This window comes from Limnohabitans sp. (genome assembly GCF_044361985.1).
Taxonomy (GTDB): Bacteria; Pseudomonadota; Gammaproteobacteria; order Burkholderiales; family Burkholderiaceae_C; genus Limnohabitans_A.
In genome coordinates this window covers 1-13,939 of record NZ_JBIKHV010000065.1, presented here as the reverse complement: position 1 = coordinate 13,939, position 13,939 = coordinate 1, and the positions used below count along the sequence as shown (strand labels likewise).

9 protein-coding genes are annotated in these 13,939 nt (G+C 54.4%); 7 read left to right on the top strand and 2 right to left on the bottom strand.

What is annotated here, in order from left to right; genetic code table 11:
* The 7 genes from ACIQ3A_RS10895 to ACIQ3A_RS10865 all read left to right on the top strand — a co-directional run.
* A partial coding sequence (locus tag ACIQ3A_RS10895; protein WP_396431766.1) for an integrase core domain-containing protein occupies positions 1 to 91 on the top strand: 91 nt, incomplete at its 5' end.
* A 317-nt stretch (positions 92 to 408) separates the two neighbouring features.
* Positions 409 to 1,128 carry a SapC family protein gene (locus ACIQ3A_RS10890; RefSeq protein ID WP_396431765.1) on the top strand — a complete coding sequence of 240 codons (720 nt, stop codon included), beginning with the start codon at positions 409 to 411 and terminating at the stop codon, positions 1,126 to 1,128.
* Between the two features lie 2 nt (positions 1,129 to 1,130).
* Positions 1,131 to 2,714 carry a TolC family protein gene (locus tag ACIQ3A_RS10885; RefSeq protein WP_396431764.1) on the top strand — a complete coding sequence of 528 codons (1,584 nt, stop codon included), beginning with the start codon at positions 1,131 to 1,133 and terminating at the stop codon, positions 2,712 to 2,714.
* 191 nt (positions 2,715 to 2,905) lie between these two features.
* Positions 2,906 to 3,580 (top strand): efflux RND transporter periplasmic adaptor subunit, encoded by a 675-nt coding sequence (locus ACIQ3A_RS10880; RefSeq protein WP_396431763.1) that lies wholly within the window; start codon positions 2,906 to 2,908, stop codon positions 3,578 to 3,580.
* Positions 3,577 to 5,430, top strand: a complete 1,854-nt coding sequence (locus ACIQ3A_RS10875) for an efflux RND transporter periplasmic adaptor subunit (RefSeq protein ID WP_396431762.1) — start codon at positions 3,577 to 3,579, stop codon at positions 5,428 to 5,430. Before ACIQ3A_RS10880 ends, ACIQ3A_RS10875 begins: the two co-directional genes overlap by 4 nt.
* A gap of 35 nt (positions 5,431 to 5,465) precedes the next feature.
* Entirely contained in the window at positions 5,466 to 7,619 is a 2,154-nt protein-coding gene (locus tag ACIQ3A_RS10870) for a biotin/lipoyl-binding protein (RefSeq protein ID WP_396431761.1), read from the top strand.
* A gap of 32 nt (positions 7,620 to 7,651) precedes the next feature.
* Entirely contained in the window at positions 7,652 to 9,628 is a 1,977-nt protein-coding gene (locus tag ACIQ3A_RS10865; protein ID WP_396431760.1) for a hypothetical protein, read from the top strand.
* Between the two features lie 170 nt (positions 9,629 to 9,798).
* Here the strand turns inward: ACIQ3A_RS10865 and ACIQ3A_RS10860 are convergent, their stop codons facing one another.
* On the bottom strand, positions 9,799 to 11,298 hold the full coding sequence (locus ACIQ3A_RS10860; protein ID WP_396431759.1) for a DUF1566 domain-containing protein: 1,500 nt from the start codon (positions 11,296 to 11,298) through the stop codon (positions 9,799 to 9,801).
* A 15-nt stretch (positions 11,299 to 11,313) separates the two neighbouring features.
* Positions 11,314 to 13,939: beta strand repeat-containing protein (locus ACIQ3A_RS10855; protein ID WP_396431758.1), on the bottom strand; the 2,626-nt coding region annotated here is incomplete at its 5' end.

Sequence of the window (13,939 nt, the reverse complement as noted above, 5' to 3'; positions counted from 1 at the left end):
ATGGTTCGATGACTACAATTCTTACCATCCGCACAGCGCGTTGGGCTATCTGCCACCCAAGCTGTTCAGGGAGAAACGAGCGGTAAATTAAACATACCGGCGGTACTGGGTTACGGGGTCAAGACCAAGCATTCATGCGGGTTTCAAGGGTTTCTCTGGGACGACTATTTAATAAAATATTTATTCATAATCAGTTATAGTTTTAACAAAAAATAGCTTATTGGTAGAAAAACTATTCTGGAACACCACATTAGCGACAACAAAAATCACTAATAAACAACTATATTGGAATGACAATTTTTCAAGATTTTAGGGATAAATTTCTAGTACACTAAGTTTGTTGAGTTCAACAAATTTAATTTGAATTTCTAAAGCAAGCTATTAAATTCCACCCTGAAAGGAACTTTCGTGTTTCAACAAGTTGTACCTGTAAACAAAGAACGACACGCTAACAAGAAGATCAAGGACATTGCGGACTTCAATTTTGCGTCCCAATTCCACATTGCTTACGTCACGATGCACGAATTCGCTCGTGCTGCATCCATTTTCCCCATTGTGTTTCTGGAAGACAAAGACAAGGATGAGTTCCGTCCTGTCGCGCTGATGGGCCTGAACGCCGGAGAAAACCTGTTTGTTGATGCCAACGGCAAATGGCAAGCCTCTTACGTACCCGCCATCATCCGACGCTACCCTTTCGCCCTGACACCCAGTGGGCAAGATGGTCAGTACGTGGTTTGCATCGACGAAGCCAGCTCTTTGGTGACCGACACCGAAGGCGCTGCCTTGTTTGATGAAAAAGGCGAACCCACTCAAGTCATTGAAAACGTCAAGCGTTACTTGGGCGAGCTTCAGCAAATGGACGCGCTGACGCACAATTTTTGCAAGTTCCTGGCCGCTAACAACATGTTCACACCGCTGAATATGCGTGTACGTGACAATGACAAAGTCAAGAACGTGTCCGGTTGTTATGTCGTCAACGAAGAGCGCCTTAACAACCTGTCTGACGAGTTGTTCCTAGAGATCAAGAGCAAAAGCTACCTGGCCCCCTTGTATGCCCACTTGATTTCATTGGCACAAACCGAACGCCTGGTCAAGCTTCAAGACGAGAAGACAGCAGCTGCCAAGTGAATATGAAACGCTGGGTCTTTTATGGCTTGGCGTTTTGTATGCCTGCAGCCATGGCACAAACCACGCCAAGCCCGGGGCAATCGCCCCGCTTGGCCGCGCTGGACCAGCAGGGCTTCTTGCAGTTGCTGGTAGCTCGCAGCGTCGAAGTTGAATACAGCCAGCTCAACACCGAAGTAACCCGTCGCTTGATGCAGGGTGAAGCCGGTTTGTATGAGGCCAACTTCATCATGGGTCTTCGTGGTGATGGAAGACGCCGCCAGCGTACGGCTGAAGAGAGAACTCAAAATTCAACTGGCACTACGGTTCTCGAAGAAAATGGCCGCACCAACGAATTTGGTGTGCGCAGCAAACTGCCCTGGGGCAGTGAGGTCAGCTTGAGTTACAAGCCGACAAGCAAAACCAACAACCTGATTCCCCAAAACACCATCGGCCGATACGACACCGAATACAACACGCTGTTGAATCTCTCGGTCAAACAACCCTTGCTGCGCAATGCCGGACGGGCCATCACCGAAACCGATCTGCAGGTGGCTGAACTGGAGAACAAGATTTCTCTACAGCAACTGAGCCAGCAGTTCCTCAAAAGCAGCATCGATGGGCTGAGTCTCTATTGGCAACTCTACCGCGCCGAGGCCACTTTGGCTTTGCGCCAAAGCGCCTACACCAGCACAAAAGAGCTGCTGGAAGACGCCAAAGCCCGCACCCAGGCGGGCAAGTTGCCCGCATCTGCCGTGCTGGAAGTTCAAGGTGTCCTGCTCAACCGACAAGCCGAGGTCACCCGCAGCCAACAAGCCTTGCGCGAAGCCCAAGGCAAAGTTGCCACCGCTCTTAACCTGGTTTGGCTCAGCCAGAACCCACTGAGCGCACGGCCAAAGTGGGTGGCACAGGACGATTCGGCCTTGCAAACGCCTCCAGTCTCAGAGCGAGCCTTGCACCTTTGGCCAGCCTACCAAATTGCCCAACTCAAGCTGGCACAGGCACAAGCCAGACTCAACTTTGCACGTAACCAAATGAAGCCAGTGATGGATCTGGTGATGGGCTATAGCGGCACAGGTTACGACTCCAAAAGTCAGGCTGCACGCACCACCGCTTTGCACAGCAAATTTCCGGATTGGTATCTGGGCGTCAATGTTGAAATCCCTCTCCAGGGCAACCAAAAAGCCAAACATCAGTATTTGGCTCAAAACTCTCGGGTGTCCCAAGCCGAACTGGAGCTGGAGGCTATCGAAACTTCGTTCTTGAACGACCTGAACGTGCGCCACAACGACCTATTGTTGGCGCGCAACGTACTCAGTATCAGCCACGACGAAGTCGCGATTCGGCAAACCTTGTATGACAACGAGCGCCAACGGCACCAGATCGGCGTGGGCTTGCTGGGCACTTTGATCCAAAAGCAGGTGGACTTGACCGAAGCCCAGCAGCGTCTGCTGGAAAACAAGATCCGTTTTGAAGTCGCCTTTGCCACTTGGCAATACACACAAAGCAGTCTGCTCAACGACCATCAAATTCAGGTGTCGGCCCATGATGCCTCGCTGGACACGCTCCAGAACGCACCACGGGAAAAAACTCAGGCCACGGCCCCCTAAACAATATGAACATCTCATTTAAATGTCTGAGATTGCGAGCGTGTCCAACGTTCGTCCGGACGTCTGTTTGGCTTGGCCTGTCGCTTTGTGTTTCGATTTTTCTGCCTGTTTCGGCACACGCCAAAAGTTTTGCGGGCCTGATTTACCCCCTGCATGACATCACGCTGAGCGCCGGTGTTTCAGGGCTGGTCATGAAGCGCGCGGCACTGCCGGGCCAAACCGTCAAAGCCAATCAATTGGTGCTTTTGCTGGATGACAGGATGCAAGAAATCGAAAGTAACCGACGGCGCATCATTTTTGAAGACCAAAGCGAATTCCAGGCCACACGCGATCGGCTACGCATCCTGGATACGTTACTTCTTGATTTGCGTGCAGTGTTCAACAAAACCGGTTCCGTTAGCAAAGACGAGTTGCTGCGGATGGAGGCCGAGCAACTGGCCAGCCAAGGTCGTTTGGCGCAGTTGGTGGAACAAAAAAAGCGCGAGCAACTGGAGTATGAATCCGCCGAACGCGAACGCTTGCAACGCCATATTCTTGCCCCCATCAATGGCGTAATCACCAAAGTGATTCCCCAAGTGGGCGAATGGGCCAAGGCGGGCGACCCCATGCTGCACATGGTGGACACCTCAGTCGCCGTGTTGCGCCTTGCAGTGCCCTACAGCCTAGCCGGGACGCTCAAGGTCGGGGCCAAACAATTGATCCGCCTGGAACCCGGCAGCAGTGTGAGCGAGGTGACTGGACAGATCAAGTTTGTATCGCCCGTTGCTGACGCAGCCAGCGGCTTGGTGCAGGTCGAGGTGAGCTTCAACAACCCTGGCCAACGCATCAAGACCGGCATCAAAGGCATGATTGAAATCGCGCCATGAGCCTTGCCACGCCGCCTAGCACTGTGCCACCTGCCCTCGGACTGGATGCTCGCAGCCTAATTGAGCAATTGCAGCAACTGCGCAAAACCAGCATCCCCGAGATGGACTGGCAACGTTACTGCACGCTGATGCGTCAGTTGTGCAAGGCCAGTCATTGTGCAGTGGTGCGCCGATTATTAGAGACGCAGACCCTAGAGCAACTTGGGCGAGCCTCGGATGCGGAAACCTGGTCGCCCATGCAAACCATGCCCGAAGGCATCGACTTGCTGAGCAAAGCTGCAGCCCAAGGCTACGCCAACGCCCCAGCGCAGGCCAGCGACGGGCAAAGTTGGCTGGTGTTGGTGCTGGCCCTGCAGGGTCTGACCGACTGCTTCCTGATCCTCAACATCAAACCCCAAGAGCGTGCGCAACTCAATGAACTGACACTGCGGGCGCTGTTGTGCGTTGACTTCGACAACACGGCTGCGGCCACCCCGGCAGTGATGCAAACCCCGGCTGAACTGACGGCCATGTTGGGCATGGCTGCCGAGGTCATGCAACAACCCAACTTTGATGCGGCTTGCCTGTCACTGGTCAATGGGCTGGCGGCCCACTGGCAACTGCTGCATGCCAGCATGGGTTGGGTCGACATGGGAAAAATGGACGTGGTGGCCATTAGCCACCTGGACCGGTTTGAGCGCAACGCCTCCCAAACGCAGCGCATTGAATCGGCCTTGCTGCCCGCCGTGATCGAGGGTCGTGAGGTCTGGTGGCCCGCCAACGACGCAACGCTGCATGACACCGATGCCTTGAGCAGTCTGGCGCAAGACCTCAATGCACGGCATATAGCGCTGCTGCCTATTCCCAATGCCCAAGGCATCACCCAAGCCGTGTTGCTGTTGGCGTTTGGCAATGGAGAGGTGCCCGCCAGCCTGAACATGCTGCAATTGGCACTGGAGCTGATGCAGCCGCGCCTGACAGACTTGCGCTCCCAGTCCCTGAGCCCCAAGCGCCGTGCAAGCCTTTACTTCCAAAACAGTGCCGAAAGGCTGTTTGGCCCCGAGCATCCTTTGCTCAAGTTGGCAGGCGTTGCCTTGATGCTGTTGGTGCTTTACCTGGCTTTTGGCACTTGGCACTACCGGGTGGAGGCCAGCGCCCAGCTCAACACCGATGCCACCCGGCTCATCAGCGCCCAGTTTGATGGCCGCATTGACCAAGTCCATGTCACCGCCGGGGATCTGGTCAAAGAAGGTGCCCCACTGGTCTCCCTGGACACCCGTGACCTGACTCAACAACGCAACGAACTCAGCGCCGAAATCAGCAAAAGCAGCACCGAGGTCAACAAGTACCGTGCGGAAGGCCTGCTGGCTGAAACAGAGATCGCACAAGCCAGACTCGACCAGGCGGAGGCCAAAGCCGAGCGCATCGATACTTATTTGGCCCAGTCCAGTAGCCACGCCCCCTTTGAGGGTGTGATTGTTGAGGGAGAGAAAAAGGACTTGCTGGGTGCCCCTGTCAAAAAGGGAGACCGAATTTTCCGCATTGCCAAGGTCGAGGGTTTGTACATCACGCTCATGGTCTCGGAAAAGGAAATGCGCCACATCCAGCCCCAAGCCCAAGGCGAGGTGGCCTTGCTCAGTCACCCCACGCACAACATCCCCATCCGGGTCAGCTCGGTGATCCCTGTCGCGCAGGTCAAGGGCCAAGAGGGCAACCAATTCATGATCAAGGCCGAGTTGCTGGAAACCCCACAGCCTTGGTGGCGTCCTGGCATGACAGGGCTCGCACGCATTGATGTGGGCGAAAAAAACGTCGCCTGGGTCCTGAGCCACCGCGTGGTGGACCGGCTGCGCTTGTTACTGTGGTGGTAGCCCGGTGAAACTGATCAACACGGCGCGCACCTGACATGGCCACCACCATCTTCAGCGACTCATGGTTTCGGGTATCAGGCCTGCGGGTGGCCTTGCTGCCCAGTGTAGAGGTGGGCACCCAGCAGTTTCGCGGCCGCACTTGGTACGTTCTGCAAGACCCTTATACCCAGCGCTATTTCCGCGCTTCGGTGCAGGCGTGTCGGTTCATTCAGAGCCTGCAACCGGACAGAACCGTCGAAGATGTTTGGGAAGACTTCGTCAACAACCACCCGCAGGACGCTCCGAGCCGCGAAGAAGTCATCCAGTTGCTGTCGCAACTGCACATGTCCAACTTGCTGTACTCGCTTCAGCAATCAGACAACGAGGCCATTGTCAAACGCTACAAAGCACAAAAAAACAAAGAGCTAATGGGGAAAATTTCCTCCTTTCTGTTTTTGCGCGTGCCGCTGTTCAACCCGAATGCAATGCTCGACCGTATCCGGCCACTGATCATGGCGCTGACGGGCTGGGGAGCCTTCTGGGTCTGGTGCCTCACCTTGCTTTGGGGGGCCTGGGCGGCTTTTGAAAACCGCGCAGCCCTGATGGATCAAACTGAAGGGGTGTTGTCCATCAGCAACTTGCCCTGGCTTTATGTGTGTCTGGCAGGTCTGAAAATGTTTCACGAGGCGGGGCACGCCTTTGTTTGCAAACGCTTTGGCGGCGAAGTTCGCACCGTCGGGGTGATGTTTTTGTTATTCACCCCCTTGCCCTATGTAGACGCCTCGAGCAGCTCGGGCTTTGTTAATCACTGGCACCGCATTTACGCCACCTTCGCAGGCATGGCGGTTGAGTTCTTTTTTGCTGCCGCCGGGGCCTTGGTCTGGGCCTACACAGCCCCAGGTCTGGTCCACAGCTTGGCCTTCAACGTGATGTTGATTGGCTCGGTCTCTAGTCTGCTTTTCAATGGCAACCCCTTGCTGCGCTTTGATGCCTATTACATGCTCAGCGATTACGCTCAAATTCCCAACCTGTATCAAAAAGCGCAGCAGCAATGGAAGTACTTTGGCGATCGATATTTACTGGGCACCGTGTCGGCTCAGAGCAAAGCCACCGACCGCAAAGAATGGGTCTGGCTTACGCTGTACGGCTTCCTCAGCTTTATTTATCTGATATTGATTACGGTTGGAATTGCCCTGTTTTTGATGGACCAATGGCTGCCCTTGGGCCTGTTGGTGCTGACCATGACCGTGTACAGCCGATTCTTGTCGCCCTTGTACCAGTTGTTCAAACACCTGCGCGGCCCGGCTACACAAGGCAACCGGCAACAAGCCGTAACGATGGTCGGCAGCATCGGACTGGCTTTGTTTTTGCTGTTGGCCGTGGTGCCGTTTCCAGCGGCCATGCGGGCGCAAGGGATCGTCAAAGCCAACCATGCCAGCAACATCTATGCACAAACGGCGGGGCAACTTGATGCACTTTTGGTGCGCCACGGTGAGCGGGTGCAAGCCGGTCAGGTGCTGGCACGGTTTTCTAATCTGGACCTGGCAGCTGAACTGCGCTTGACCGAATCGGCCCAGCTGGAAACTCAGGCCCAAATCCGCCAAGCCCTGCACCAAGCCGGGCAAGACTTATTTGCCCTGCAAGACAAGGCCGAAGCCCTGGAATTGCGTCGCCTTAACTTGAAAGAGCAGCAACAGCAATTGCTGGTGCGGGCCAGCCAGAACGGTGAGTGGGTGGCACCCGATCTGCATGAACAACTCGGCACCTGGGTGCAACGCGGGCAGGCGCTGGGCGAAGTGGTCGATGCCAGCAGCTTTCGTTTTGTGGCGGTGATGCCTCAAGAGCAGGCCGACATCATGTTCCAGAATAAGTTTCGCTATGCTGAACTGCGCCTGAACGGCCAGGCCGATACCACGCTGGCACTGCCGCAGGTGAACATCATTCCTTTCCAAAGTGACAAACTGCCCTCCTCCTCCCTGGGCTGGGTGGGCGGTGGCGACATCGCTGTCAACACCCAGGAGCCCAGTGGTGCCAAGGCGGTCGAGAGCTTTTTTCTGTTGCAAAGCGAAATCCCCACTGAGCAGCGTCAAGGCGTGACGGTGTTGCACGGACTGTCCGGCACGCTCCGGCTGCAAACCAAGGACCAGCCGCTGGCCAGCCAGGCCTACCGGGGGCTCAAGCAATTGGTGCAAAAACGTTACGCATTTTGAATGCCGGCCCCACGCCAGATGCCCGTTTACCGATGACCCCCCCCCAGAGCCATTGGCACGCCCCCCGAAATGCGGCCCTGACCCCTTGGTTCAGCCCACAAGGCTGGCTGAATTTGGCACGCCACCAAACAGGCTACGGCTATCGAAAGTTATGGCAAGCGGTGTGGATGCTGCACCAAAGCCTGCCCGCTGAACCTGCCCTGGCCCCCCATCCCGATGCCGCTGAACTGGCGCAGGCGCGCCAGGCCATCGTCAAGTTGCAACTCAATGAAGATCGTCGCCAGCAGCGCCAAGCTATCAAACTCCAGGCCCTGATGCTGGTTGCCCAACTGGCTTGCCACCACATGGGGCAACGCCCGTCGTTTCCGCAATTGCTGGCGGCCATCAGCATGAGCGAGGGCTACCTGATTCAATTGGCCCCAGGCGAAGGCAAAACCTTGGCCGTGGCCATGGCCGCCGTGCTGCAGGCGTGGACCGGCAGGCCGCTGCACATCGTGACGGCCAACGACTATTTGGCCGCTCGCGATGCCGAGCTGATGCAGCCTCTGTTTACGGCCAGTGGCGTCACGGTGGGGGCCATAACCGACAGCACACCGCCCCATGAACTGTCCGGCTGTTACAGGCAAGCCATTGTTTACGCCACGGCCAAGCAATTTCTGGCTGACTTTTTGCGCGATGATTTGCTGCTGAGCGGGGCCAGAGACCCTGTGCGCCGACGCCTGTGGCACCTGAACAACCAGCAAGCAGAAAAACAACCCGTCATGCGCGGCCTTTACGCCGTCATCATTGATGAGGCCGACGGTATTTTGATTGACGAAGCCACCACGCCACTGATCATTGCCAGCCCAGAAAAAGACAAGGCCAACATGCTGCAAGCGATTCGACAGGCGCGTGACCTGGTCGACGACATGAAACTCAATGCGGATTACACCCTTTACTCAAAGGGCGGTGGGTCGGTGCACTTCACCGAAAGCGGCAAACAAAAAATTGAGCACCTGGCGCAGGGCTTCAGCAGTTACTGGCAAGTGCCCACCCGACGGGAAGAAATTTTTACGCTGGCAATCATGGCCCGCGAAGTGTTTCAGTTGGACCGCCACTACATCATTCAAGAAGGTGCGGTGGTGATTGTGGACGAGAGCACCGGGCGCAGTATGCCGGGACGCTCCTGGAGCCACGGCATTCACCAGTCGATTGAGGCACGGGTGAGCGTTGAGTTGACACCACTGACCAAGATTTCGGCGCGCATGACGTTTCAAGAGTTTTTCCGCCATTACCACCAACTCAGTGGTGCCAGCGGCACATTGCACGGACTTGATCTGGAGTTGTGGAAAACCTTCGGACTGCATATTTTGCGCATCCCCCCGCGCACCCAGAGTCAACTCGGCATTTTGCCCAAACGCTGCTTTGTCACGCGAGACGACAAGCTTAAGGGTTTTATTGAGCGCATTTTGGATTTGCACCTCAAAGGCTTGCCCGTGCTGGTGGGGACCCGCCGAATTCTGGACAGTGAAGAGATTGCCGATTGCCTGCGCGCCGAGGGCATGAGCTGCACAGTGCTCAATGCCAAGGAGCACGAATACGAGGCCCAGGTCGTGGCCATGGCCGGAGAGGCTGGCCGAATCACCGTGGCCACCAACATGGCAGGACGCGGCACCGACATCAAAATTTCGCCAGAGGTGGAGGCGGCCGGGGGGCTTCAGGTGCTGATGTTCGAGGCCCACGAGTCATCGCGCATCGACTGGCAATTGTTTGGTCGATCAGGCCGCCAGGGTGCCAGAGGCAGCGCCCAAGCTTTTGTGTCACTGCAAGAAGAGCTCATCACCAAATACACCCCGGCCTGGTTCAAACCCTTGGCCCGCTTGCTGCCAGACCGTCGCACCCGAAGCAAGATCGCGGTAACCCAGTGGCTGGCCCAAAAAGCCGCCAGCAGCTTGACACGACGACAACGCAGCCACTTGGCATTTGTGCAAAAACAGCTCAGGGAACAGTTGGGGTTTTCAAAAGGCTGATGCGGCTGGCTTCGATGCGTATGGCTTTGAGGTAGCGCTGAAGTGCCAATACCGCAAGCATGCTGCATGTTGTTGGTGTGGCTAGGCTTGCTTTGTAGATGGCGAGATATTGTGTTGAAAAAAGGGCATCAGCATGGCTGCTGATCCCTCACCCTGTGGATTAGAAGTGATTACTGCCCGGCACGGACGAGGCGGAGGTACAGGCCACTCAACCACAGTCCTGCAGGCAGCGGAAAAATTTCACCGCCAGAGAAATTCACAATCCAAGGTAGCGTGGGCGCACTGGCATCATAGGTTGCTGACACATAAGAGGCCTGCTGGGTATTTGGGAAATAGGCCAAGTTGATGGCAAGATTGTTGATAGTACATCGATCAACCAAAGACGCCAACTCTTTGACGGTAGGCAGTCGCCAATCAGCATGCCCAGCCCCCAGTGTTGCTTTTGCCTTATTCACATCCTCCAGCTGTTTCAAAACAGTTTCCTTGCTGAAATAAGGCGTTGCATTGGTGACGGTGCACGATGCTCCCGTCGCACCCTCTGAACACTGCTTCCACATCAGACCGGTTTTTTTATCCTCGACTGTCACATCACTGCCCACATTGACAAAGCTTTTGTAGCGCGGCGAGTCGTTGCATGCAGTTGCCCGGGAGCTACCCGCCGAGTACTCACCGCCACTGACCAAGCGCACAGTCTGGGGAATGCTTGTCGCTAAAAAAGCAAGTACACCGGTATTCGCAGTGACCGTCCATTGATTATTGGCTGTCTTTTCGCTACTCCAGTAGGTGCCTTGCATGACATCAAACGCATCGGCATTGATAGAAGTCACCCCAGTCAAACTGAAATCCATCAAGGACAAGAGTTCGTTGACAGTGGGAATTCGCCAGTCTTTCCTGCCACACAACCCAGCACCTCCATCGGCTGCGTTGGCTGTTGTCGCCAAATCTTGCCCCTGCGTCAAAGTCCGCCCCGGTGTGCTCGCACGCTCCCAGGTCAATCCGGTAACCTTATCGATCATGCAAGAGGCAGCACTGGTTTTGTCAAACACAAAGCCAAAAGCACCATCGGTTGTCGCAGTGGTCAATATATTGGTGTCACGTCCAAAGGCTGCTTGACCACCCAAGGTAGTCTGAGCACCTGTGCCATTCAACCCGCCTTCATCGTCATTGACAATGGTGCCCGTCACTGTTCCGTAGGCAGTTCCAGATGACCAAGTCAGGTTGAGTGTTTCGTTAGGTTCAAAAACTGTGTCAGAACACACGGTCACCGTCAACTCAGTGGCATCCCCTTGATTGAACGTGACTGTTTGGATTTTATTGTCAAAATCGACATTACTACCAGGGGCACACGTACCCCCTATGGCCCAACCTGTCCTGTTTTCACCAATCGAAGTGGTGATACTGGATGCGTTGAAAGTAACAGTCACACCCGCCTGGCCGCCTTCAACCGACTGATTCATAGAGACGACAAATCGCAATAAATTGTTGGCAGAACCACTGCCCTCAAGTACCTGAGCTGCCGTCACACCCGTCACGAATGCCTGAGCTGGAAGCGAAGCGCCTCCGCCACCGCCACCGCAAGCGGTCAACGCAAAACTCACAACCAGCCATGCGCTTGCCGATGCTGTCTGTGTGATGAAACCCAGACGTTTCAGAATGTGAATTTGTTTCATGTGTTTTCCTAAATATCAAAGTGACAGGGTGTCAACCCAGTATTCAAACGTATCCTGACTAAACGTACCCAATCCGCTCACCAAGGGTTGTTCACCCGGCGTGCCCAAAATATAAGCCTGCTGCGGACGGCTAGCCAAGCCAAAACTGCTGTCTGACAACAAGTCATCACCCGAGCCATTTACCGTCGACCCGCTGAGCTCGATGTCACCTTGCAGAACTGCACTGGTCGATGCGGGTGCCAGGTAACGACTCACTGCCGTGGTGGTATTGAGTTTGGGTGCCAGCGAGAAAAACGCCTCAGTCGATTGTGTCAACACTGGTGCACTCAACAATGAACTATTGGTCGGTAAACCTGCCGCAATCTTCTCCGCATCAGTCTTTTTCAGCAAGGCAGCAGGATCTTCTGTCACCCGTGTCACATTCGTATTCGTGCGCACAACAATTAGCTGTTGATAGCGCTCAGCGCCGTTAACGACGTTAAAGTAGGTTTGACCATCAGCCCCGGTGTGACGGATCACCTGCCCTTGTGGCGGCGTGATTTGCACCACTTCTGCATAGACCTCAAGCACGTCGCCAGCAGTGCCAGTCGCCGGGCCATAGCCACTGAAGTTAATTGCCTTCGCAAAAACATCCGCCGTACTGTTCCGGTTGGCATCGGTCACTGTGCCGCTTCCGGCATTGATATTGACTACACCCCTGACAGAAAAGTCCTCAGAACGCGCAAAGATGTTGCCCACAGCCAAACCATTACCAACCAGGTCAATGTCACCACCACGGCTATCAAGGCGTGTTTCTTGAGCCATGATCAGACTGCCACCGCTGACCACGCTCAAATTACTGGTCACGGCAGTGCTGATACCCGAATTCAACAGCACATTGCCACTGGCATGCAATGAGAGCGCACCAGGCACCTGAACCGCATCACCCGCATTTCCTTCCAACGTGATGGTGTTGCCTAAAATAATAAAGTCAGCACCGGCAACCGATGTCAAGTCAGTGTTGCCGACCACGGTGACAGCACCAGCACCGAGCTCGCCAATAGTGACTTGGCTAAAGTTTTCACCAATCGCACTGAGTTCACGCGTGGTCAGATTCAATTGGTCCGATCCTCTCTGCCCCACCGCATCGCCGATCCGGATGTTATGACTTGTTGAGGCTGAAGTGATGGTGAGGGTGCTGCCGAATTTTTTCGACATCAAAGAGTCTGGTAGCACAGACAGTAATTCAATAGATTCCGCATCAAGTGTGACATCTCCGTCCACAGAGACGCCATTAGCGAACGTGATCGATTTGGCCCCGAAAATACTGAGCGTACCGCCAGCGGTCAAGTTCAAGGAACTGCTAAATTTGACGTCGCCCGTGGCGTGGATCAGCAAAGCGCCAGTGATGTCGATTGATCCTTCGAAACTGACATCAATGGCTGAAGTGATCGTGAGCGCATCAATTCCGGAAATGGCCTTTTTAAGCAAAACATCGCCACCATTTGCGCGCAAGGTCAGAGTATCTCTATTACTGGAGTTAGAGCCAGTAATGGTACCGGTAATCGTCACGTCACCAGCGCCAGAAACACCCGCAATGGCTGCTGAATCACCTATCACGTTAGCAGCGTCATCATGTAAATAATTGTTGCCACTTGTTAAATCAAGGTTTCGGAAATCTGTGGTAGATCCTGATCCCAGAATAGTCAGCTCTTCAGCATAAATTTTTCCTGTAAGTATCAAATGACTGCCCATTGCGGAGTTGTCAAATAGGACCGGGTCATTAAATACAACAGGCGATGATGAGTCTGAGATGCCATTACCATCGACCACAATCGATTGAATTATTTCATTGCTGCCGAAAGTAATGAGCTTAAAGCCTTCTTTGATATTGGAAATTTCATTCAGGCTCAAGTGCAATTCATTTCCAGCTTCACCTTCAACACCACCGATTCGAATATTAACTGGCGTTGAATCTGTAGGCTGCAACGGCTTAATAATGAGATCTCCACCCACGCTGTTCAGTGATGTCGAAATATCAACAGTGTTCGAAGTAATAGTGATGTCGTTACCCTTACTGTCCACTGGTTTATTGAAGACGACCTCACCCGTTGCACTCACATCAAAAGTGACTGTGCCGCTTGTCTGAACATCACCAGAGTCCAAAACGCCCTTGGCAAACAGGGTCACGGTACTTGTGCCTGCAGAAATCTTCAAATCAGGGGTCAATACATCACCTTCAGTGGCTTTCACAGAAACCGGTGCCGAAGTTCTGATGTCTGTAGACCCAGTGGAAACAACGTTCCGAACTGCCTCAACAGTGATCGAGCCGCTTCCACTCAAAATGTCCGCATTGATCGTGATATCCGATCCCAATACTCTCAGCAAAATATATCCACTGCCGCCAGCTTGAACTGAAATTCCATCAGCAGAAACCCCATCGTTCATCATGATTGAGCCTGACTGAGAGATCAGTTCGACACTGCCATTGCTACTTGTAGTCAGATCCTCTTGCGTCACCGTGGCACTGCCGCTAGCAGTCACTGGAACGCTAGCGTCCGTGCCCACGCGGTTCACGGCCACAGTCAAATTGCTCACCATCACCCCATTGGCCTCACTCACGTACACACCACCTGCACCTGCGCTGGCAGTCAACGTGCTC